This window comes from Micromonospora sp. NBC_00858 (assembly GCF_045207365.1).
In the GTDB taxonomy this organism is placed as follows: domain Bacteria; phylum Actinomycetota; class Actinomycetes; order Mycobacteriales; family Micromonosporaceae; genus Micromonospora.
In genome coordinates this window covers 7,716,567-7,738,463 of sequence record NZ_CP108828.1, presented here as the reverse complement: position 1 = coordinate 7,738,463, position 21,897 = coordinate 7,716,567, and the positions used below count along the sequence as shown (strand labels likewise).

Genomic DNA, 21,897 nt, shown 5'->3' with positions numbered 1-21,897 from the left:
GGTGTAAGGACCAGTGACATCGACGTCCGTCAGGAGGGCACATGATCGTCCGACGACGGTGGACAGCTGCCGCCACCACAGCGATCCTGATCAGCGCGGTACTGTCCCACCCCGGTCCGGGCACCGCGGCACCCGCCGCCTCGCCCGCACCGGTCACCCTGACCAGTACCGAGACCGCCCTGGTCCGGGTGCAACTGCGCGATCAGGCGCAGCTCGACCGGCTGGTCGCCGCCGGCGCCGACCTGGCCAACCGGCCTCGGGCCCGGGACGGGCGGATCCTCGCCGACCTGGTGCTCAACGGCGCCCAACTCGCCGACCTGACCGCGCAGGGCGCGACGGCCGTGCAGATCGTGCAGCGCGCCGGGGACGGCAGCCGGCACCACGCCGACAGCGTCCGCGCGGCACAGGCCCGCACCGCTGCAGGGCTGAGCGCTGCGGCCCTCGGCCAGCGGACCACCGCCGCCGCGACGGCCGTCGACACCCTCCAGGTGCAGCAGGCGTACTGGTGGACCACGGGTGGGCAGACGTTCCTGCAGGCCCAGGTGGCCACCACCGCCACCGACGACCCGGACGTGGAGATCACTGTCAGCTGGCGGACGGCCGATGGCGCCACCGGAACGTTCCCGCTGTTCCGGTTCGAGGACTCCGGCGAGTACCAGTACCACTACGCGCTCCCCCAACCGGTGCCGAACCGACCGGTACAGCTCACCGCCACCTCCAGCCTCGGCGGAGTCAGCCGGGTGGTCACCCCGGCGCTCTGGCCGAACGCCACCCCGCCGCCGCTGCCGGCCGGCTACCAGAAGGACTTCATCGACGCGTACCTGACGCCGATGGACATCCAGGCGCGGATCAAGCGGTTGGCCCGCCAGTACCGGGACCTGGTGGACGTGATCGACTTGCCGAACCGGACCCAGGGGTACCGACGCAACGCCGTCGCGTACCTGGGCGACCCGGCGGTGGCCGCCGTGGTGGTCGAGTCGGTCCGCTTCGGCGACCAGAGCATGAACGGCGTGCAGGTGCGGACGGTCGACCCGGGCCGGCGCAACCGCCCGCTGACCGTCGGCTACCGCGACCGGGTTCTCACGGTCTCGCTGGCGACCGACACCGCCGGCAAGACGGTGAGCACCACCGACGAGGTCGCGGCGGCGATCAACGCCCGCCAACCGAACCGTTTCCGGGCCACCGTCGAGGACGGCTCGGCAGGGCTGCCGATGCCGGTCGCCGGCCCCGCCCGGCTCGACGACGGCCTCCAGGGCACCGAAGTGCCGGCGCGGCCGTGGACGGTGCAGGCGCTGCGCCTCGGCGTGCACCGGGACGGCTCCCGGGTCGGGGTGCTGGCGTACTCCCAGGAACACGCCCGGGAGTGGGCCACGCCGCTGGTGACGCTGGAGTTCGCCGAACGGATGCTGGCCAACGCCCGCACCGACCCGGCCACCCGTGAGCTGCTGGAGCAGGTCGACGTCTTCGTCATCCCGACGGTCAACCCGGACGGCGCGAACTACTCGTTCAACGACTTCAACTTCCAGCGCAAGAACCTGGTCAACCACTGTGCCGGGGCGGCCCGCGACCCGAAGAACCGCAACTCGTGGGGCGTCGACATCAACCGCAACTACACCGTCGGGTCGTACTTCGACGGCTACGTGGGTGCCAGCGCCAACTGCCTCTCCGGCAACTACGCGGGCACCGCCGAGTTGTCCGAAGCGGAAAGCCGGAACGTGGTCGCGCTCGCCCAGGCCCACCCGAACATCAAGTTCGCGATGAACGTGCACTCCTACGGCGGGTACTTCATGTGGCCGCCGGGGGCGTACCGGGCGGACGGGCGGATCACCCTGCCCCGGCCGTCGATCGACGAGTCGACGCTGTTCCTGAACAGCGCCCGGCGGATCGTCGGCGCCATCGCCCAGGAGCGCGGCACCGTCACCTGGCCGTCGCAGACCGGCCCGGTCGCCGACGTGCTCTACTCCGCCGCCGGGAACTCCGCCGACCAGCTCTACTACGAGCTGGGCATCTTCGCCTGGGACTTCGAGGTCGGCAACGACCGGTGGAACCCGGCCACCGGCGAGTGGGAGGGCGTCGGCTTCCAGCCGCCGTTCGACGAGGCGCACGGCGAGTCCCAGGAGTACGCGGGCGGGCTGGTGGAGCTGGTCCGGGTGGCCCGCGACTACGCCGCCGCCCAGGCCGCCGAGGGCTGATCTGCCGGCGGTGCCGCGTCCGGCCCTCGGACGCGGCACCGCCGGACCGGCCGACCGCAGCAGGGACCGAGCAGGCCCCGAACGGGGCACCAGTCGGACCGGCCGGCCACGGATGAACCGTGGCCGGCCGGGTAAGCAGCGGCCCTGCCTGGTGGGGAGACGACCGGTGTCGCGGCGTGCTGCGACCGGGCGCACGGGCGGGCGGCGGTGGCCGGCCCGCCCGGGCGTACCCCGGGTCAGTTCGAGGAGATCCAGTTCCAGGCCGAGACGACCCACTCGGTCTGCTGGAGCCAGGCCACCCCGAGGCCGACGAGGAAGACCGCGGTCGCCAGGTGCGCGCCCCGAGCGCTGCGCCGGACCCGTCCCATCTGCCGCTCCAGCACCATCCGGCCGACCAGCCGGGACAGCGCGAACAGGCCGACCGCCACCAGCAGGCTCAGCACCAGCACCAGCAGCGGACCGCTCAGGTCGCCCTGGCCGGAGAGCGCCCAGATCCCCCAGCAGACGAACGCGAAGAGCCCGGCCGCCGCACTCCACTCGCCGCCGCGACGCAACTGCGCCAGGCGCCAGCTCAGCGGCCGGCGGGGCGCCGGTTCGCCTGGCCAGCCGGTGCCGGTCGGATCCTGCTCGACCACCGGGAACGGCTCGGTCCGCGGGCTGCGCGGCTGACCGACCGGGGCCACGCCCCGGCGGAACCCGTCCCGCTGCGGCGGCACCCCGACGCCGGCCTGCGGCGGCACCTCCACGGTCCGTTCCGCCCACGGCTGCGTCTGGTCTGCCATCTCGTCTCCCCCTGACCGGCGGCACACCACCGCCCGGTTCCGAGGGTAGCCAGCCGGCAAATCGGTCGACGAGCCCGTCCGCGCACGCCCGGCACGACCGTGCCGAATCCCACCCCAAGCGAGTACGGTCGGCTGATGGGTGACCCGGACCGACGACGACGGCGGCTGCGCCACCACCCCGACTCCGAACCGGCCGGACGGGGCACCGACGGCCCTACGGTCAGCACGGCCGGGGTGCACGATGGCGCGGAGCCACCGACCCGCCGCCGGGGCCCGGCCGGCGACGAACGCGACGGCGAACGAGGGCTGCGCGGGCTGGTCGGATCCGGCTCGTCGCAGGTGGGGCTGAGCGCCGCGCTGCGGGCCCGGGACGCGGCCCGGCCCACCGACGACGACCTGGCCGAGGCGGAGGCCCGGGTGGTGGTCGTCCGACGCAACTGGGTGCCCCGCGAGGAGCTACCCCGCCCGCCGCGCTGAGCGCCCGCTGGCCGGGTCAGGGCAGGTCGGGCAGCTGCCGGGTCAGCTCGTACTCGGCCACCTGGGCGATCCGGCGGGCGTGCCGCTCGTTGCCGGAGAACGGGGTGCTCAGGAACGCCTCGACGATGGCGGTCGCCTCGTCCAGGGTGTGCTGGCGGGCGCCGACCGCGACCACGTTCGCGTCGTTGTGCTGGCGGGCCAACTGGGCGGTCTCGACGCTCCACGCCAGCGCGGCGCGGACCCCGGCGACCTTGTTCGCGGCGATCTGCTCACCGTTGCCGGACCCACCGATGACCACTCCGAGGCCGGTCTCGTCGGCCACCACCCGGTCGCCGGTGTGCAGGCAGAACGCGGGGTAGTCGTCGTCCGGGTCGTAGCCGTGCGGGCCGACGTCGACCACGTCGTACCCCTGCTTGGCCAGGTAGTTGGCCAGGTGCACCTTCAACTCGAAGCCGGCGTGATCGGAGCCCAGGTAGACGCGCATACCGGGCAGTCTGTCAGGCCGCCGTCGGGGACGCCGCAGGGGCGGCGTCCCCTGGCCGGGTTCGTCACACGGTCGTGCGGACGGTCACTCAGCGGGGCAGCTCGGCAACCACCAGGCCGCCGCGCGCCTTCGGGGTGAACCAGGTGCTCTTGCGCGGCATCTTCTCCCGGGCCAGATTCACCGCGACGAAGTCCGCCACGGTCACCGGCGCGATCAGAATGGCCAGCTCGGCCCGGCCGGCGTCGACCTCCCCGGTGAGCCAGCTCGCCGGGTAGTCACCGCCGACATAGGTGATCCGCTTGTCGCCCGGGTCCAGCCCCAGCGCGTCGCGTAGCAGCAGCCGCTCGACCAGGGCGTGGTCCAGGTTCTCCAGGCGGTCGCCGACGCTGGCGGGCAGGCGCACCGCGTACCCCTGGCCGGGGAGCTGGAGGTGGACGGTGCCGCCGGCCGCCGGAACCTCGACCCGGCCGTCGATCGGCTCGACCTCGGCGCCCGCCGCGCGCAGCCGGTCCAGCAGTTCCTCCGGCGTGGTGGTCAACTCGCTGACCAGCCGGTTGTACGGCTGGATGGCCACCGACGCGGGGGTGGTGACCACGGACAGGAAGCGCGGCAGCCCACCGGTCTGGGCGGCCAGGCTGCGGTGGTTGCCGTCAGCGACGACCAGCTCCCCGCCGCCGGCGAGCGCGGTGAGCGCGTCCTGGTCCGGGCCGGGGCCGAGCAGCCAGATGGCGTGCGTGCGCCCCGCCTGGTCGGTGTCCGTGGCGGCAGGCGCGCCGGCCGCGTCGGTCGCCGCCGCGAGCGCGGCGTGCAGTTGGTCGCCGCACCCGGTCTGCAGCAGGAGTACGGGCGAGAGCAGGTGGCCCAGCGCGTCGGCCAGCGCCACCCGCTCACGCACCTTGGCGATGAAGACGTCCTCGTTGCGGATGACCAGGCCCGGCTCGTCGGCCCGGGTGGAGATCTGGTCGGTGTCCACCATCGCGAACAGCCCGTACGCGGGATCCTCGCCTGGTGCGCTGATCCGGTAGAGCACCACCACCTGCTCGGCGGGGGTGTAGCTGCCGTCGGCCTTGGCCTCGGCGAAGCGGGCCACCGCGTCCGGCAGCGCGTCGAGGAAGGACTTCCCCTGGCTCTCCGGCGCCCGGTGCGGCATCTCGATGCCGAGGGCACTGTGCGGGTTCGCCTCGATTATCGCGGTGATCTCCGCGTCGTCGGCGAACTCGTCGTAGTTCTGCGCGCCGGTGCCGCCAGTGGTGATCCAGGCCCGGGCGATCGGGTGTACGACCGTCATGCCCGCTGACGCTACCGGCGACGGCGTTGCCTGCGGACGGGGACCCGCACGGCGTCCACCAGATGAAAGTGCCGCAGCCTGGGCGGAGCGGTCAGCCGGCGCGGCCCGAGGTGCCGTTGTGCCGGCGGTGTCGACCGGCTGCGGCGGGTCCGCCGTTGCCCCGCCGGCCGGTCCCGGCAGGACCGGTGGTGGCGTTGCGGCGGGGCGCGGCGGGCGGCCCGGGCACGGGACGCGGCTCGGGCGGCGGCGCCGGGACGGGCCGTGGGCTCAGCGGCGGCGTCGGCACCGGCCGCGGGTTGGCGGGCGCCGGCGGGGGCGGCGCGGGCTCGGCGGGTGCGGCCGCCGACGGCACGGCCGGAGCCGGAGCAGACGGTACGGCCGGCACGGACGCCGGGGCCGACGCCGGAAGGTCGGTCGGGGCGCTGCCCGGAGGCGGCGCCGGACGGTGGGTCGGCGCGAGGCCGACGGGTGGCGTCGGCAGTTCGGCCGGCACAGGGCCGCCGGTCGACGGCAGCGGCGCGGCCGGACCGGCGGTGGCCGGCGGCCCGGGCGGCGTCAGGCGGGACGTGACCGGGACCCGCGCCACGCCGACCACGATGGGAGGCGCGAGCAGGTCCACCAGGTGGGCGGGCAGGTCGGGGCGGACCGACGGCCAGCGGGAGTCGTCGACCGACCAGTAGGCCGCGCCGGGAGTCTCGATCACCCCCTGCCGGGTCAGCTGATCGTCACCGGACGCACGGTGCTTGGCCATCGGGATTGCCTCCACGAACTGCGGGTGCGGCCCGGTGGGCCGCTGCGGCGGACACCGAGGGAAACGATGCCGCCCGCCCACCGGTGACGCAGCGACCGCCACCGACCCGAGACACACCCGGACGCCGAACGCGACGTGCCCCCGCCCGGGCAGCCGACGGTGACCGGAACGGGGGCGCGTGGTGTCGTGGATCAGTCGAAGATCGGGCCCTGCTCGCGGGTGCGCTTGAGCTCGTAGAAGCCCGGGGTGCCGGAGACCAGCAGCACGCCGTCCCAGAGCCGGCCGGCCGCCTCGCCCTTCGGCGCCGGCGTGACCACCGGACCGAAGAACGCGACCTGGCCGCCGTCCGGGCCGGGCGCGTGGACGACCGGGGTGCCGACGTCCTGACCGACCGGGCGCATGCCGGCCTCGTGGCTGGCCCGCAGCGCCTCGTCGTACTCGGTGCTGTCGGCGGCCTCGGCCAGCGCCGGGTCCAGGCCGGCGTCCGTCAACGCGGCGACGTAGAGCTCCTGGCCGCGCTCCTCCTTGCCGAGGTGGATCCGGGTGCCGAGCGCCGTGTAGAGCGCGCGCAGGACATCGGTGCCGTACCGCTGCTCGGCGGCGATGCAGACCCGCACCGGGCCCCAGGCGGTGCTCAGGAAATCCTTGTACTCCTTGGGCAGGTCGTCCCGGCCGTCGTTGAGCACGGCCAGGCTCATCACGTGGAAGCGGATGTCCACATCACGGACCTGCTCGACCTCGAGCAGCCAACGGGACGTGATCCACGCCCACGGGCAGGCCGGGTCGAACCACATGTCGGCGGTGACACGATCGGTCACGGTGAGGTCCCTTCATGATGGGTGGCGCCGGCAATCCGGCGTCTCTCCGAATCTTCACCCCGGGTCGCGTCGAGCGGCACCCGAATCAGAGCGTGACCTCGGCCACCGCCAAATGCCCGTACATGGAAGACTCGGATCCGGACCGGCCGCCACGAGCGGTCGGCAAACGGGCGCCGCCGGGCGTACGGCGAGATGTGGGATGGAGACGAACAGTGCCGGGAGTGCGCAACCTGACGCAGGTCGAGGCGACCGAGCGGGCACGCCTGCTCGACGTGACCGGGTACGACATCAGTCTGGACCTGTCGACCGCCGTGCTGGCGGCCGACGGCCGCACGTTCCGGTCGACGACCGAGGTCCGGTTCCGCTGCACCGAGCCGGGTGCGAGCACGTTCATCGAGGTGGCCGCCGACTCGGTGCGCTCCGCCACGCTGAACGGCGCTCCCGTCGACCTGTCGGACTGGTCGGCCGAGAAGGGCCTGACCCTGTCCGGGCTGGACAGCGAGAACGTCCTCGTGGTCGACGCCGACTTCGGCTATTCCAACAGCGGGCAGGGGCTGCACCGCACGGTCGACCCGGTGGACGGCGAGACCTACCTCTACAGCCAGTTCGAGACGGCCGACGCGCAGCGGGTGTTCGCCTGCTTCGACCAGCCCGACCTGAAGAGCGTCTACACCTGGCACGCCACCGTGCCGGCGCACTGGCGGGCGGTGTCCAACATGCCGGTGCAGCGCGAGGAGCCGGCGGGTGAGGGGCTGAAGACCGTCCACTTCGCCGAGGCGCCCCGGATGAGCACCTACATCACGGCGCTCTGCGCCGGGCCGTACCACGAGGTGCGCGACAGCCACGACGGCATCGACCTGGGCGCGTTCTGCCGGGCGTCGATGGCGCAGTACCTCGACACCGACGACCTGTTCCTGATCACCAAGCAGGGCTTCGACTTCTTCCACGAGAAGTTCGGGGTGCGCTACCCGCTGCCGAAGTACGACCAGCTCTGGGTGCCCGACTTCAACGCCGGCGCGATGGAGAACTTCGGCTGCGTGACGCACGCCGAGTCGCACTACCTCTACCGCTCGCAGGTCACCGACTTCGAGTACGAGCAGCGGGCCAACACGATCCTGCACGAGATGGCCCACATGTGGTTCGGTGACCTGGTCACCATGCGCTGGTGGAACGACCTGTGGCTGAACGAGTCGTTCGCCGAGTGGGCCAGCCACTGGTGCAACACCAACGCCACCCGGTTCACCGAGGCCTGGACGACGTTCCTGTCCATCCGGAAGAACTGGGGCTACCGGCAGGACCAGCTCTCCTCCACCCACCCGGTCTACACCGACATGCCGGACATGGAAGCCGTCGAGGTCAACTTCGACGGCATCACCTACGCCAAGGGCGCGAGCGTGCTCAAGCAGCTCGTCGCGTACGTCGGCGAGGAGCCGTTCGTCGCCGGGCTGCGGGCGTACTTCGGCAAGCACGCCTGGGGCAACGCCACCTTCGACGACCTGCTCACCGAGCTGGAGGCGGCCTCCGGCCGGGAGCTGCGCAAGTTCGCCTCGCAGTGGTTGGAGACGGCGCAGGTCAACACGCTGCGGCCGGAGGTGACCATCGGCGCGGACGGCACGTACCAGCAGGTGGTGGTTCGGCAGGAGGCGCCCGCGGCGTTCCCGACGCTGCGGACGCACCGGATCGGCGTGGGCCTGTACGACCTGACCGACGGACGGCTGGTGCGCCGCGAGCGGTACGAGGTGGACGTGGCCGGCGAGCGGACCGACCTCGCCGAGCTGCGCGGCGTCCCGGCGGCCGACGTGCTGCTGCTCAACGACGACGACCTGAGCTACACCAAGCTGCGCCTCGACGACCGGTCGATGGCCACCGTGGTGCAGCACATCGGTGGCTTCGAGTCGTCGCTGGCCCGGGCGCTCTGCTGGACCGCGGCGTGGGACATGACCCGCGACGCCGAGCTGGCGGCCCGCGACTACGTGGCGCTGGCGCTCGCCGGCCTGCCCGCGGAGACCGACATCAACCTGGTCACCGCCACCCTGCGGCAGGCCACCACCGCGCTCACCCTCTACACCGACCCGGCGTGGGCGCCGACCGGCTGGGCCAACCTGGCCCGTACGGCCCGCGACACACTCGCCGCCGCCGAGCCGGGCAGCGGGTTCCAGCTCGCCTGGGCCCGGGCGTACACCTCGGCGGCCCGCTCGGACGAGGACCTGGCCATCCTGCGCGGGTGGCTGGACGGCTCCGGCGTGCCGGCCGGGTTGACCGTGGACACCGAGCTGCGCTGGGCGGTGCTCGGCGCGCTGGTGGCCAACGGTGCGGCCAACCCGGCCGACATTGAGGCGGAGCTGGCCAGCGACCGCACCGCCAGCGGCGAGCGGGAGGCCGCGTACGTACACGCACTGGTGCCGACGGAGGAGAACAAGGCCGCCGTCTGGGCACTGCTGACCGGCCCGGACGCGCTGCCCAACTGGCGGCACCGGGCGCTGCTGCAGGGCTTCGCCCACCCGGTGCAGGTCGACCTGATCGCCCCGTACCGGGAGCGTTACTTCGCGGCGGTCGGCCAGGTGTGGGCCACCCGGGACAGCGAGCCGGCGCAGGAGTTCGCCCAGCTGGCGTACCCGGCCTACCTGGTGGAGGACGACACGGTGGCGGCCACCGACACGTGGCTGGCCGGTGAGGGCCACCCCGCCCCGCTGCGCCGGCTGGTCGCCGAGGGCCAGGACGGCGTGGTGCGTGCGCTCAAGGCCCGCGCGAAGGACGCCCAGAGCGCCTGATCAACCGCCGGAGATCTTGGAAGGAACAGGCCCTCAGCTGGGCGGTTTCCTTCCAAGATCTCCCGGAGCTCGTTCAACACCGACACGCGAAAGCCCGGCCCGCTTCCAGCGGGCCGGGCTTTCGCGTGCGAGTGGTGCTCAGCCCTTGCCGGCGTGGCTGGCGAGCTGGTCGAGGCCGTTGATGATGCCGCCGGCCAGGTCACCTCCGCTGAACGCGCCAACCATGGAGAGCGCGGCCAGCTTGGCGTACGTGTCGGGGATGCGCTTGCGGGCGTGCCGCCCGGTGACGATCTCCAGCTGGCGCTGGTTGGGCGACACCGCGATCAGCACCGACCTGTCGGGGTCGGCGAGCTGGCGGTGCAGCCGCTGGGCGTGCTCCCGGATCGGCTCGTCGAGGCCGCCGACGAAGATCGAGAAGACCAGGCCGGTGCCCTGGTCGGCCAGGCGCAACGCCTCGTCGATGCGCAGCAGCTGGCGGGTCGAGAACGGCCCGTCCAGCACCTCGGGCGGCGTGTCCGTCCCGGTCTGCTTCTCACCAACGGTCACTTGCGCCTCCGGTTCCACCGGCCGGCGCCTCGACGCTGGCCTGCTCAAGCTTGTGGCTGGTCAGCGCCGGCGCCTGCGCGCCAGCGGTCAGCGCGGTGCCGGCCGAGTCGGCCAGCTGCTCCGGGCGGCCCAGGAACCAGACCGGAGTGAAGTCGAAGGACCGGCCCGGCCGGTAGCGCTTGGCACCGCCACCACCGCCGGTGGCACCGCCGCGGCTACTGGCGTACGCCAGACCGGCGATCACCAGTATCGCGGCCGCCGGGATGCCGACGAAGACCAGCAACGTCTCGGTAACAGACAATCCCAACGCCCCCAGGCGGAAGAAGGACCTCGGACAACCGGGCCGGATGGACGATCATGACGCCGACCGCCGGACACCGTCGCCATTCACGTTAGCGGAGTCGACGGCCCGCCAGATTGCGGGGTGCCGATCCCATCCGTCACTGGAGTTCTCCAGTTGCGCAGCGGTCGCGATGAGCCGCGCGTCGTCGCCGTACCGGCCGGTGAGCAGCACCCCGACGGGCAGGCCGTCGGCGGTGACGCCCAGCGGCAGGGAGACCGAGGGTTCACCGGTGACGTTGAAGATGGCGCAGTAGGGCGAGAAGCGGCGTTGCCGGTCGAAATCGGCCGCCGGGTCACCGTCGGCGGTGAACCAGCCGACGGGTGCCTGCGGGGCGGCCAGGGTGGGACAGAGGAGCAGATCGCAGCCGGCGGTGCGGCGGGCGCCGAGGCGGACCTGCGCCTGCAACTCGCCGAGGGTGGCGGCCAGGGCACCGGCGGACACCTCGGCGCCCCGGGCCCGCAGCAGCCGGGTCAGCGGCAGCAGCTCCGCCTCGTGCTGTGGCGGCACCGGGGCGAGCGCCAGCACGTACCAGATGACCTCGAACAGCGGCCACGCCTCCGGCCCGAGCGGCGGCGGCACCTCGACCACCTCGTGGCCGGCGGCGGTGAGCAGCGCGGCGGCTAGGTCCACGGCGGCCACGCAGTCGGGGTGCACCGGCTCGTCGGCGAGCATCGGGGTGGTGAACCGCCCGATCCGCAGCCGGTTGGGCGCGGCCTGGCGGGCGACGGCCAGGTAACCGCCGGACGGTGTGGGCGGCGGCAGGTAGGGCTCGCCGGGCACCGGCACGGCCATGACGTCGAGCAGCGCGGCGACGTCGGTGACGGTCCGCCCGAGCGGCCCACTGGTGGGCAGGCCGAACGCACCGGAGCCGAGTGGCCCGCCGGAGACCAGGCCGCGGCTGGGCTTGTAGCCGACCAGGCCACAGAGCGACGCCGGAATGCGCAGCGAGCCGCCGCCGTCGGAGCCCTGGGCGACCGGGACCAGCCCCGCCGCCACCGCGGCCGCCGCGCCGCCGCTGGACCCGCCAGCGGTGTACGCGAGCTGCCACGGATTGCGGGCCGGTGGCGCGACCAGGCCCTCGGAGTAGAGCGAGCAACCCAGCTCGGAGGTGGTTGTCTTGCCGAGGCTGACCAGACCGGCGGCCTTGATGAACCGGACCACGTCGGCGTCGACCGGCGGGACGAAGTCGAGGAAGGCGGCCGAGCCGAAGGTGGTGCGTACCCCGGCGGTGAGGGTGAGGTCCTTGATCGCGGTCGGTACGCCGTGCAGCGGGCCACGCCCCTCGGCGGGCGCGGCGTCGGCGGCGCGGGCGGCCTCCCGGGCCAACTCCGGAGTGACCGTGACGAACGCGCCCACGGTGTCGCCGATCGCCGCCACCCGGTGCAGGTAATGCTCGACCAGGTCCGCGCTGGACAGCTCGCCGCGGGCTATCGCGGCGGCCTGCTCCAACGCGGTCAGGTCGTGCATTTCGGTCATCCCGTCATCCTGCCGGCCGCCGGCCCTCGGTGCACCCGTCACGCGCCGACGATCGGAGACGGACCGGAGCGGTCAGCCGTAGAGGAACCGCCGAGCGTTCGCGGAGAGGAGTTTGTCGCGCTGGTCGGGGGTGAGGAAGTCGGCCGCGTGGACCACCGCGCCGGCCGGCCGCTCACCCAGGGGGTACGGGTAGTCGCTGCCGACCAGCACCCGGTCCTCCCCCATGGTGTCGACCAGCAGCCGCAGCGCGGGCGGCGCGAAGACCACCGAGTCGACGTGGAACCGGTCGAGGTAGCTGCTGGGCGGGCCGGCGGACGCGCCCCGTACCAGGTCACCACGGCGGTGCCAGGCGTTGTCCGCGCGGCCGAGCCAGAACGGGAAGCTGCCGCCCCCGTGCGCGAAGCAGATCCGCAATGTCTCCGGCACCCGGTCGAAGACGCCGCCCAGGATCATCGCCAACACCGACAGGTGCGTCTCGGCGGGCATCCCGGTGAGCCAGCGGGCCATCCACCGGTCCAGCCGGGGGCCGCCCGGCATGTCCCACGGGTGAACGAAGACCGGCGCACCCACCTCGGCGCAGTGCTGGAGGAAGGTGACCACGCCGGCGTCGTCGAGGTCCCGGTCGCCGACGTGGTTGCCGATCTCCACGCCGACGTGCCCGGCGGCCAGGCAACGGTCCAACTCGGCGCAGGCGGCGTCCGGGTCCTGCAAGGGCACCTGACAGAACGGCACCAGCCGGTCGCCGCCGGCGGCGGTGACCTCCAGGGTCAGGTCGTTGAATATCCGGGCGACCCGCACCGCCTGGTCGGCGGGGCGGTCGTAGCTGAAGAAGACCGGGGTGGGCGAGACCACCTGCACGGCCACGCCGTCGGCGTCCATGTCGGCCAGTCGCGTCGGGGCGTCCCAGCACTCGGCGCCGACCGGGCGGAACTCGGTCTCCCCCACCATGATCATCGCGGCCCGCTCGGAGTCGACCCGCAGCCAGGGCCAGCCGGACCCGCCGCACGCGGCGCCGAGGTCCGGCCATCCCTTCGGTACGACGTGCGTGTGCACGTCGACGACACCTGGAGGCATCAGCCCTTGCCCGGGTGCAGGGTCCCGCAGTTGGCGCAGGTACGCGCTGCCTCATCGGCGTAGAACGCCTGGAACACCGGCGGCAGGTCGGCGGCGATGTCCCGGACCTGCAACTCCACCTCGTGCACCCGGTGCCCACACTCCGGGCAGTACCACTGGAACGTCTCCAGGGTGCCCTCCTCGCGGACCCGCTCGACCACCACACCGATCGAGCCGACCTCAGGCCGCTGCGGCGAGTGCGGGGTGTTGCGCGGCAGCATCCACATCTGACCCTCGCGCACGTGCACCGTACGCGGCCCCTCCGGGGTGATCAGGTTGATGTGCATGTTGCCCTTGACCTGATAGAAGAACTCCTCGTACGGGTCCACGTGGAAGTCGGTGCGCTGGTTGGGCCCGCCCACCACCATCACGATGAAGTCGTCCCCGCCGGGGAACATCTCCTTGTTGCCAACCGGGGGCTTCAGCAGGTGCTGGTTCTCCGCGATCCATCCCGGAAAACTGAACGGCTCGGCAATCTCACTCACGACTGACCTCCCGAGGGAAGAAGGGCAACGGCCTGGATCTCGATGAGCAGGTGCGGGTGCGGCAGCTGGTGCACCGCCACCGTCGTACGGGTCGGCCCGGACGCGTCGAAGAACTCCGCCCACACCTCGTTGTAACCACCGAAGTCATTCATGTTGACCAGGTACGACGTCACCTGGACGAGGTCGGTCAGGTCGGCGCCGACCGACCGCAGCAAATCCCGGATGTTCTCGATGACCGCCCGCGTCTGCACCCGGACGTCCAGGTCGGTCGTGCCGAAGTCGTCGACCGACACACCCGCGAAGCTGTTGTCCGGCCGCCGCGACGACGTACCCGAGACGAAGACGAACCCGCCCGCGACCTTGACGTGCGGAAACGCCCCGCGCGGGACGGCCTTCCCCGCCACCACGCTCGCGCCGCCGCTCATGCCGACGCCTTCAACGACGCCGTGCCCAGCTTTTCCACCACGGCACGGACATGAGCCCCCGGACGCAGTGGAACGGCGGCCGTGGCGGCACCAGCGAGAAACACCCACCCGGACTGCAGCCGCACCCCGTGCCGGCCGGCCAGCCGGATGCCCTCGTCCAGCGCCCGGCGCGGGTCGCCGAGGATCGCCGCCGTCGAACCGACCTGAACCACCCGCCCGTCCACCTCCAGCAGCACGCCGAGGTTGTCCAGGCCGGCCGGGACCGCCGACCACGGCCCCACCACGAACGCGGCTGCCGAGGTGTTGTCGGCGATCACGTCCGGCAACGAGAAGCGGAAGTCGGCGTACCGGGAGTCGATCAGCTCGATGGCCGGGGCGACCGCGCGGACCGCGGTCGCGAAGTCGCCGATCGGCTCGCCCGGTTCGGGCAGCCGGTCCAGGAGGAACGCCACCTCCGGCTCGACCCGGGGGTGGATGTACGCGGACGGGTCGACGGCGCCGCCGTCGGGCACCCGCATCGCGTCGGTGAGCCGCCCCCAGATCACCTCGTCCACGCCGACCTGGGCCATCTTCGCCTTGCTGGTCAGGCCCATCTTCACCCCGACCAGCCGCTCGCCACGGTCCAGCCGGCGCTGCACCAACGCCGCCTGCACCCCGTACGCGGTCGGCACGTCCAGCCCCACCTCGGCGGCGAGCTGTCCGATGGCGGTGGCGGTGTCCGCTGCCACGCCCAGCTTCGCCGCGACGCCCGCGGTGTCCACCCCGATCACGGTGCCACCTTCATTCGCGACTGCGGGGCTCGCAAACCCGGCTCACTCCTCACGCTCACGGTGCCACCTCCATTCGCGACTGCGGGGCTCGCAAACCCGGCTCACTCCTCACGCTCACGGTGCCACCTTCTGCTCGCGCTGACCCGCCAGGTCCAGCGCCACGTCCACGATCATGTCCTCCTGGCCGCCGACCATCCGGCGCCGGCCCAGCTCGACCAGGATCGACCGGACGTCGACGCCGTACTTCGCCGAGGCCCGCTCGGCGTGCCGCAGGAAACTTGAGTAGACCCCCGCGTACCCCAGGGAGAGCGTCTCCCGATCCACCTGGACCGGCCGGTCCTGCAACGGGCGGACCAGGTCGTCGGCGGCGTCCATCAGCGCGAACACGTCGCAGCCGTGCCGCCAGCCGTGCAGCTCGGCGACCGCGACGAAGACCTCCAGTGGCGCGTTGCCGGCCCCGGCGCCCATCCCGGCCAGCGAGGCGTCCACCCGCACGGTCCGGCCGTGCGGGGCGTCCGGGCCGGCCGGGGCTGACCCGGTGACCCGGCCGTGCTCGACGGCCAGCACGCTGTTGGCGACGCCGAGCGACAGGTTGTGGTGGGCGTGGATGCCGATCTGCGTCTCCGGCGCCAGCACCTGCCGGTACGCGTCGACCCGCTGCGCCACGTCCGACATCAGCAGCCGGCCGCCGGAGTCGGTGACGTAGACGCAGTGCGCCCCGTACGACTCCATCAGCTTGGCCTGCCCGGCGAGCCCGGCCGGGTCGTTCATGTGCGACATCATCAGGAAGCCGGCCACGTCCATGCCGTTCTCCCGGGCCCAGGAGATGTGCTGGGCGGAGATGTCCGCCTCCGTGCAGTGGGTGGCGATCCGGACGCTGGTCACCCCGAGCGCCTTCGCCGCCCTCAGGTCGGCGATGGTGCCGATGCCCGGCAGCAGCAGGGTGGTCAGCTTCGCCGAGGTCAGCACCTCGGCGGCTGCGGAGATCCACTCGGCGTCGCTGGCCGCGCCGTGGCCGTAGTTGACGCTGGAACCGGCCAGCCCGTCGCCGTGCGCCACCTCGATCGCGGCCACCCCGGCGGCGTCCAGCGCGGCGGCGATGGTGCGCACCTGCTCGACCGTGTACCGGTGGGCGATGGCGTGCATGCCGTCGCGCAACGTCACGTCCTGGATGTACAGATCCGTCATCGGGCGATCACCTCGCGCAGAGCGACCAGCCGCTCCGCGGTGCGCAGCGCGGCGGAGGTCATGATGTCCAGGTTCCCGGCGTACGCCGGCAGGTAGTGCCCGGCACCGGAGACCTCCAGGAAGACCGACACCTGCAACGCCGTGAGCTGCCGCCCGAGCGTCGGCAGGTACGCCTCGACCCGGTCGAACTGCACGTCCTGCTTGAGCCGGTAGCCGGGGACGTACTCCTGCACCGTCGCCACCATGCCCGCGACCGAGGCGGCGATGGCGGCGGTGTCGGCGTCGGCGTCCGGGCAGAGGCAGTAGACGGTGTCGCGCATCAGCAGCGGTGGGTCCGCCGGGTTCAGCACGATGATCGCCTTGCCCCGTTCGGCGCCGCCCACCACCTCGATGGCCCGGGCCGTGGTCTCGGTGAACTCGTCGATGTTGGCCCGGGTGCCCGGACCGGCCGAGCGGGACGCGATCGACGCGACGATCTCCCCGTACGCCACCGGGGTGACCCGGCGCACCGCGGCGACGATCGGCACGGTCGCCTGCCCGCCACAGGTCACCATGTTCACGTTCGGCTCGTGCAGGTGCTCGTCCAGGTTGACCGGCGGCACCACGTACGGGCCGAGCGCGGCCGGGGTCAGGTCGACGACGGTGCGGCCGTGCGCGCGCAGCACCTCGTCGTGGCGCCGGTGCGCACCCGCCGAGGTGGCGTCGAAGACCAGTTCGACGTCGGCGAACTCGGGCATCGCGACCAGCCCGTCCACGCCGTCGGCGGTGGTGGCCACGCCGAGCCGGCGGGCCCGGGCCAGGCCGTCGGAGGCCGGGTCGATGCCGGCCATCGCCACCATCCGCAGCTCGCTACTGAGCCGCAACACCTTGATCATCAGGTCGGTGCCGATGTTGCCGGAACCGAGCACCGCCACCCCGACGCTCATGCCGGCACTCCGCTTCGCTCCGTGCCGCCATGAGGCACCACGACCCTGCGCCGATGATTCGCTCGCTGACGCTCGCTCATGAGGATCCCTCCGTCGAGAAGCAGGTCCGCACCGAGCCGAGGCCGGAGATCCGCGCCTCGTAGGCGGCGCCCGGGGTGACCGGCACCATCGGGCCGAGCGCCCCGGAGAGCACCACGTCCCCGGCGCGCAGCGGGTCACCGGCGCGGGCCAGCGTTTCGGCCAGCCATTGCAGGGCGTGCAGCGGGTTACCCAGACAGGCCGCGCCCGCGCCCACCGACACCGGCTCCCCGGCGTGCTCCAGCACCATCCCGCACAGCCGCAGGTCGACGTCGGCGAGCCGGCGCGGCGACGTGCCGAGCACGAAGAGCCCGCTGGAGGCGTTGTCGGCGACGGTGTCCACGATGGAGATGTCCCACGCCGCGATCCGCGAGTCGACGATCTCGATGGCGGGCAGCACATGGTCCACAGCGCGGATCAGGTCGACCGTGGTGAGCTGCGGGTCCGGCAGGGCCTTGGCGAGCACGAACGCGATCTCCGCCTCGACCCGCGGCTGGAGCAGCCGGTCGATGGGCACCTCGACCCCGTCGCCGACCGCCATCGCGTCGGTCAACATGCCGAAGTCCGGCTGGAACACCCCGAAGGTCTCCTGCACCGCCCGCGAGGTCAGCCCGATCTTCGCACCGACCCGGCGCTCGCCGCGGCCCTGCCAGGCCCGCGCCTGGTGCTGCTGCACGCGGTACGCGGACTCGACGTCCCCCTCCGGCAGCAGCCGGCCGCGCAGTGGCGGGCACGGCTTGCCGGTGCTGCGGGCCTCGGCCAGCTCCCGGTTGGCGGCCTCGATGTCAGCTTTCATGCCCGCTCCTCGCTGCGGCGGCTCACGACAGGTCCACGCACACGTTGGTGAGTTCGGAGTAGAAGTTCAGTGAGTGCACGCCACCCTCGCGGCCGATGCCGGACGCCTTCACCCCGCCGAACGGGGTGCGCAGGTCACGCAGGAACCAGGTGTTGACCCAGACGATGCCGGCGTCCAGCCGTGCCCCGGCCCGATGCGCGCGGCCCACGTCCCGGGTCCACACCGTCGCCGCCAGACCGTACTCGGTGCCGTTCGCCAGGGCGTACGCCTCGTCCTCGGTGTCAAACGGCGCGACGTGCACCACCGGGCCGAAGATCTCCTCGCGGTTGGTGCGGGTGTCCGGGCCGAGCCCGGTCAGCACCGTCGGCTGCACGTACGACCCGCCGTCGCGGGCGTCACCGAAAGTGGGCGTGCCGCCGCCGGCGAGCACCTCGGCGCCCTCGGCGCGGGCCAGCTCGTAGGCGCCGAGCACCTTCGCCCGGTGCTGGTGGGAGATCAGCGGCATGGTCGCCGTGGCCTCGTCGGCCGGCCAGCCGTACGCCAGTTCGCCGGCCCGCTTCGCCAGCCGGGCGGTGAACTCCTCGAAGACCGGGCGCTGCACGTAGAGGCGTTCGGTGCAGAGGCACACCTGCCCGCCGTTGGTGAAGCTGGAGCGCACCGAGCCGGCCACCGCGGCGTCCAGGTCGGCGTCGGCGAAGACCAGGCCGGCGTTCTTGCCGCCCAACTCGAAGCTCACCGCCTTCACCCCGTCGGCGGCGGCCCGCATGATCGCGCCGCCGGTGGCCGACTCGCCGGTGAAGGTGATCGCGTCCACCCCGGGGTGGCGGGTGAGGAACTCACCGGCCGAATCGGGCCCGAACCCGTGCACCAGGTTGAACACCCCGGCCGGTACGCCGGCGGCGGCCATCACCTCGGCGAGCAGTGTCGCCGAGGCGGGCGTCTCCTCGCTGGGCTTGACCACCACGGCGTTGCCGCACGCCAACGCCGGGGCCACCTTCCAGGTGAGCAGCAGCAGCGGCAGGTTCCACGGCACGATGACCGCGACCACGCCGACCGGCTTGCGGACCGCGTAGTTGAGCGCCCGGCCGCCGGTCGGGGTGACCGTGGTGAACGACTCGGTGGGCGCGGTGGCCACGATCTCCGCGAACGCCCGGAAGTTCGCCGCGCCGCGCGGGATGTCCAACGTGCGGGCCTGGGCGATGGACTTGCCGGTGTCGGCGACCTCGGCGGTGACCAGGTCGTCGAAGCGGCGTTCCAACTCGTCGGCGACTCGGCGCAGCACCTCGGCGCGCTCCCGTTCGCCCATCCGGCCCCACGGCCCGCGCAGCGCTGCCCGGGCGGCGGCCACCGCATCGTCCACCGTGGACTTCGACGCCTCGACCACCTCGAAGACCGGCTCGCCGGTCACCGGGCTGGCCTTGGTGAAGGTGGGCCCGCCGTCGACGAACTCGCCGGCGATGAAGTTGCGCAACCGCCCCGGCCCGGCCGGCGCACGGCCGGCCATCAGCCGCGGATCCCAGTTGCCGGTCATGCGCGCCTCCCTCGGCTGAGCGCGGCGCCGATCGCGCCGACCAGCAGCAGCGCGGCGCCGCCGGCGAACGCGCCGAGCACCCGGTGCTGTCGGCGGACCCGGCGGCGAACCTCGGCGTACGGGGTGGTGGAGAAGGACACCAACTCGTACTGGGAAACGTACCGGCCGGGCAGGGCCCGTTCCAGCGCGTGCTCCACCCGGCGGCCGAGCTGGAAGACCGGGGAGGCGACCTTGTCCCGCATCTCCACGAAGTTGGTCAGCGCCATCCTCGCGATGGCCTCGGCGTTCTCCTGCCGCCGCCGCTGGAACAGCGGCAACGCCGCCAACCAGTCGTCGGCGCACTCGTCCAGACAGCGGTCCAGCTCCACCACGTCCTCGAAGGCACAGTTGGCGCCCTGGCCGTAGAAGGGCACGATGGCGTGCGCCGCGTCGCCGAGCAGGCCGACAGTCCCGTTGACCTGCCAGGGGGTGCAGCGGACCGTGCCGAGCACGCCCACCGGGTTGTGCTGGTAGTCGTCCACCAGGTTCGCCGCCAGCGGGACCACGTCCGGGTAGTGCTGGACGAAGTGCCGCTCGATGGCCGCCGGGCTGTCCAGCGAGGCGAAGCTCCCGGCACCCTGGTTGGGCCAGAACAGCGTGCAGGTGAAGGAGCGGTCCGGGTTCGGCAGCGCGATCATCATCGAGGTGCCGCGCGGCCAGATGTGCAGCGCGTCCGGGTCCAGCGCGAAGTCCCCGCCCAGCGGCGGGATCGTCAGCTCCTTGTAGCCGTAGTCGAGGAAGTCCACGCTCTCGCGCAGCAGCCCGTGTGCCAGCAACTGGCCACGCACGGCGGAACCGGCGCCGTCGGCGCCCAGCACCACCGACGCCTTGGCACTGACCGGACCCTGCGGGGTGTCGAAGCTCAGGCCGCCGTCGGTCGGGTCGAGCCCGACCAGCCGGTGGTCGAAGACGATCCGTACCCCGGGCAGCGCGGCTGCCGCGTCCAGGAGGGCGTTGTTCAGTGCGCCCCGGCTGATCGAGTTGATCGCCCGGTCGCCGGCCGCGCTGTACGACTGGAACTGCGGCTCCCCGTCCACCGGGTGGATCATCCGGCCGCGCATCGGCAGCGCGTCGGCCATCACCTGCTCGGCCAGGCCGATCCGGCGCAGGGCGTCCAGGCCGCGCTCGGAGAGCGCCAGGTTGATCGAGCGGCCCCGCTCGGCCGTGCCGGCGCGCGGGTCGGGCCGGCGCTCGTAGAGGGCCACCGGGTAACCGCGCCTGGCCAGGAAGCAGGCGGCCAGGCAGCCGGCCAACCCGGCACCGATGATCGCGATCTCGTCACGCCGGGCGGTCATCGGGACACCTGCCCTACCGTCGCGGCGAGCGCGGCGGCGGCTCGCCAACAGTCGTGGTACGTGGAGTAGAGCGGCACCGGGGCGAACCGGACGACGTCCGGTTCGCGGGCGTCGGCGATCACGCCGTGTTCGTGCCGCAGCCGCTTGGTCAGCTCGGCGGCGTTGCCGGCGCCGATCCGCACCGAGAGCTGACAGCCCCGCCGGGCCGGGTCGCGCGGGGTGACCACGCGCAGCGGGCGATCGGCGGTGACCTCGTCGAGCAGCCGCTCCAGCCAGCCGGTGAGCCGCAGGCTGCGCGCGCGCAGCGCCGGCATGCCGACCGCGTCGAACAGCTCCAGCGAGGTACGCACCGGGCCCATCGCGAAGATCGGCGGGTTGGAGATCTGCCAGGCCTCCACTGTGGCCGGTGGCCGGGACACCGGCGTCATCTCGAACCGGGTGGCCGCCGCGGTGCTCCACCAGCCCTCGAAGCGGGGCAGGTCGGGGTCGCCGAGATGCCGCTCGTGCACGAAGACGCCGGCCAGCGCGCCCGGCCCGGAGTTCAGGTACTTGTAGGAGCACCAGGCGGCGAAGTCGACGTCCCAGTCGTGCAGGGCCAGCGGCACGTTGCCGACCGCGTGCGCCAGGTCCCAGCCGACCACGGCACCGGCCGCCCGGCCGGCGGCGGTGATCGCCGGGATGTCGAGCAACTCGCCGGTGAGGTAGTTGACCCCGCCGAGCAGCACCAACGCCACCCGGTCGCCCTCGGCGGCCAGATAGCCGGTCACGTCCTCGGTGCGCAGGGCATCCTCGCCGGGACGCGGACGCAACCGGACCACGGTGTCGTCCGGGTCCAGGCCATGGAACCGGGCCTGGCTGCGCACCGCGTAGCTGTCCGAGGGGAACGCGGAATCCTCGATGACGATGCGGGTGCGGGCGCCGGCCGGGCGGTAGAAGCTGACCATCAGCAGGTGCAGGTTGACCGTGAGGGAGTTCATCACGACGGTCTCCGCGGGCCGGGCGCCGACCAGTCGGGCGGCCGGCGCCGTCAACAACTCGTGGTACGGCAGCCAGGCGCGCTCCGCCTCCAGGTGCCCCTCGACGCCGAGCCGCTGCCAGGAGTCCAGGTCCGCGAGGAGTTCGTCGCGGGTGGCCCGGGGTTGCAGGCCGAGCGAGTTGCCGGCGAGGTACGCCGACTCGGGGTGGCTGCCGCCGTCCGCCGGCGGGACGTGGAACAGGTGCCGGTGGCCCGGATCGGCCTCGTCGAGGCGGCGGGCCTGCGCTTCGCCAGCGGCGAGGCCCAGAGGCTCGGTTTCAGGGGTGTGCACAGGGGTGTCTCGCTCT

The 21,897-nt window shown here is 73.0% G+C and carries 21 protein-coding genes; 3 read left to right on the top strand and 18 right to left on the bottom strand.

The features are described 5' to 3' along the window. Positions 1–41: 41 nt before the first annotated feature. Positions 42–2,192, top strand: a complete 2,151-nt coding sequence (locus OG990_RS36050) for a M14 family zinc carboxypeptidase (RefSeq protein WP_406078526.1) — start codon at positions 42–44, stop codon at positions 2,190–2,192. 236 nt (positions 2,193–2,428) lie between these two features. Here the strand turns inward: OG990_RS36050 and OG990_RS36045 are convergent, their stop codons facing one another. After that, positions 2,429–2,974: a hypothetical protein gene (locus tag OG990_RS36045; protein ID WP_355610037.1), complete on the bottom strand. Its 546-nt coding sequence runs from the start codon at positions 2,972–2,974 to the stop codon at positions 2,429–2,431. A gap of 135 nt (positions 2,975–3,109) precedes the next feature. Between OG990_RS36045 and OG990_RS36040 the strand changes: the two genes are divergently transcribed. Continuing rightward, positions 3,110–3,451, top strand: coding sequence for a hypothetical protein (locus OG990_RS36040; protein ID WP_328419502.1), 342 nt, complete (start codon positions 3,110–3,112; stop codon positions 3,449–3,451). Between the two features lie 16 nt (positions 3,452–3,467). Here the strand turns inward: OG990_RS36040 and OG990_RS36035 are convergent, their stop codons facing one another. The 4 genes from OG990_RS36035 to OG990_RS36020 all read right to left on the bottom strand — a co-directional run bounded on the left by OG990_RS36035 (position 3,468) and on the right by OG990_RS36020 (position 6,792). Beyond that, on the bottom strand, positions 3,468–3,935 hold the full coding sequence (locus OG990_RS36035) for a ribose-5-phosphate isomerase (protein ID WP_328419504.1): 468 nt from the start codon (positions 3,933–3,935) through the stop codon (positions 3,468–3,470). 88 nt (positions 3,936–4,023) lie between these two features. Then, entirely contained in the window at positions 4,024–5,223 is a 1,200-nt protein-coding gene (locus tag OG990_RS36030) for a DUF1015 family protein (protein ID WP_406078525.1), read from the bottom strand. A gap of 91 nt (positions 5,224–5,314) precedes the next feature. Further along, positions 5,315–5,974: a hypothetical protein gene (locus OG990_RS36025; RefSeq protein WP_406078524.1), complete on the bottom strand. Its 660-nt coding sequence runs from the start codon at positions 5,972–5,974 to the stop codon at positions 5,315–5,317. Between the two features lie 191 nt (positions 5,975–6,165). Next, on the bottom strand, positions 6,166–6,792 hold the full coding sequence (locus OG990_RS36020) for a disulfide bond formation protein DsbA (protein WP_355610044.1): 627 nt from the start codon (positions 6,790–6,792) through the stop codon (positions 6,166–6,168). Between the two features lie 221 nt (positions 6,793–7,013). Between OG990_RS36020 and pepN the strand changes: the two genes are divergently transcribed. Next, on the top strand, positions 7,014–9,563 hold the full coding sequence (pepN, locus tag OG990_RS36015; RefSeq protein WP_406078523.1) for an aminopeptidase N: 2,550 nt from the start codon (positions 7,014–7,016) through the stop codon (positions 9,561–9,563). Between the two features lie 138 nt (positions 9,564–9,701). On the opposite strand, the gene OG990_RS36010 is transcribed toward pepN, so the two are convergent. The 13 genes from OG990_RS36010 to kynU form a co-directional block, all read right to left on the bottom strand. Beyond that, complete coding sequence (locus OG990_RS36010; protein ID WP_328419516.1) at positions 9,702–10,109, bottom strand: DUF5130 family protein; 408 nt, start codon at positions 10,107–10,109, stop codon at positions 9,702–9,704. Continuing rightward, positions 10,096–10,392 carry a hypothetical protein gene (locus tag OG990_RS36005; RefSeq protein WP_328426029.1) on the bottom strand — a complete coding sequence of 99 codons (297 nt, stop codon included), beginning with the start codon at positions 10,390–10,392 and terminating at the stop codon, positions 10,096–10,098. The genes OG990_RS36010 and OG990_RS36005 overlap by 14 nt, the downstream gene beginning before the upstream one ends. A gap of 72 nt (positions 10,393–10,464) precedes the next feature. Continuing rightward, complete coding sequence (locus OG990_RS36000; RefSeq protein WP_406078522.1) at positions 10,465–11,928, bottom strand: amidase; 1,464 nt, start codon at positions 11,926–11,928, stop codon at positions 10,465–10,467. Positions 11,929–12,000: 72 nt separating this feature from the next. After that, positions 12,001–13,002 (bottom strand): amidohydrolase family protein, encoded by a 1,002-nt coding sequence (locus tag OG990_RS35995; protein WP_406078521.1) that lies wholly within the window; start codon positions 13,000–13,002, stop codon positions 12,001–12,003. Further along, positions 13,002–13,526 carry a 3-hydroxyanthranilate 3,4-dioxygenase gene (locus OG990_RS35990; RefSeq protein ID WP_355610056.1) on the bottom strand — a complete coding sequence of 175 codons (525 nt, stop codon included), beginning with the start codon at positions 13,524–13,526 and terminating at the stop codon, positions 13,002–13,004. Before OG990_RS35990 ends, OG990_RS35995 begins: the two co-directional genes overlap by 1 nt. Then, the gene (locus OG990_RS35985) at positions 13,523–13,951 is read right to left on the bottom strand and encodes a RidA family protein (protein ID WP_406078519.1); all 429 of its coding nucleotides are present in this window, start codon (positions 13,949–13,951) and stop codon (positions 13,523–13,525) included. The genes OG990_RS35990 and OG990_RS35985 overlap by 4 nt, the downstream gene beginning before the upstream one ends. After that, on the bottom strand, positions 13,948–14,721 hold the full coding sequence (locus OG990_RS35980) for a 2-keto-4-pentenoate hydratase (protein WP_406078518.1): 774 nt from the start codon (positions 14,719–14,721) through the stop codon (positions 13,948–13,950). Before OG990_RS35980 ends, OG990_RS35985 begins: the two co-directional genes overlap by 4 nt. A 114-nt stretch (positions 14,722–14,835) precedes the next feature. Next, positions 14,836–15,909: a 4-hydroxy-2-oxovalerate aldolase gene (dmpG, locus tag OG990_RS35975; RefSeq protein ID WP_355610061.1), complete on the bottom strand. Its 1,074-nt coding sequence runs from the start codon at positions 15,907–15,909 to the stop codon at positions 14,836–14,838. After that, positions 15,906–16,835 carry an acetaldehyde dehydrogenase (acetylating) gene (locus OG990_RS35970; protein ID WP_406078517.1) on the bottom strand — a complete coding sequence of 310 codons (930 nt, stop codon included), beginning with the start codon at positions 16,833–16,835 and terminating at the stop codon, positions 15,906–15,908. Before OG990_RS35970 ends, dmpG begins: the two co-directional genes overlap by 4 nt. Before the next feature lie 76 nt (positions 16,836–16,911). After that, a complete protein-coding gene (locus OG990_RS35965) occupies positions 16,912–17,709 on the bottom strand; it encodes a fumarylacetoacetate hydrolase family protein (RefSeq protein ID WP_328419533.1) in 798 nt (265 codons plus the stop codon). 22 nt (positions 17,710–17,731) lie between these two features. Continuing rightward, positions 17,732–19,213 carry a 2-hydroxymuconic semialdehyde dehydrogenase gene (locus OG990_RS35960; protein WP_406081985.1) on the bottom strand — a complete coding sequence of 494 codons (1,482 nt, stop codon included), beginning with the start codon at positions 19,211–19,213 and terminating at the stop codon, positions 17,732–17,734. Between the two features lie 23 nt (positions 19,214–19,236). Next, positions 19,237–20,574: an NAD(P)/FAD-dependent oxidoreductase gene (locus OG990_RS35955; RefSeq protein WP_328419535.1), complete on the bottom strand. Its 1,338-nt coding sequence runs from the start codon at positions 20,572–20,574 to the stop codon at positions 19,237–19,239. Next, on the bottom strand, positions 20,571–21,881 hold the full coding sequence (gene kynU, locus OG990_RS35950) for a kynureninase (RefSeq protein ID WP_328419537.1): 1,311 nt from the start codon (positions 21,879–21,881) through the stop codon (positions 20,571–20,573). The genes OG990_RS35955 and kynU overlap by 4 nt, the downstream gene beginning before the upstream one ends. Positions 21,882–21,897 lie beyond the last annotated feature (16 nt).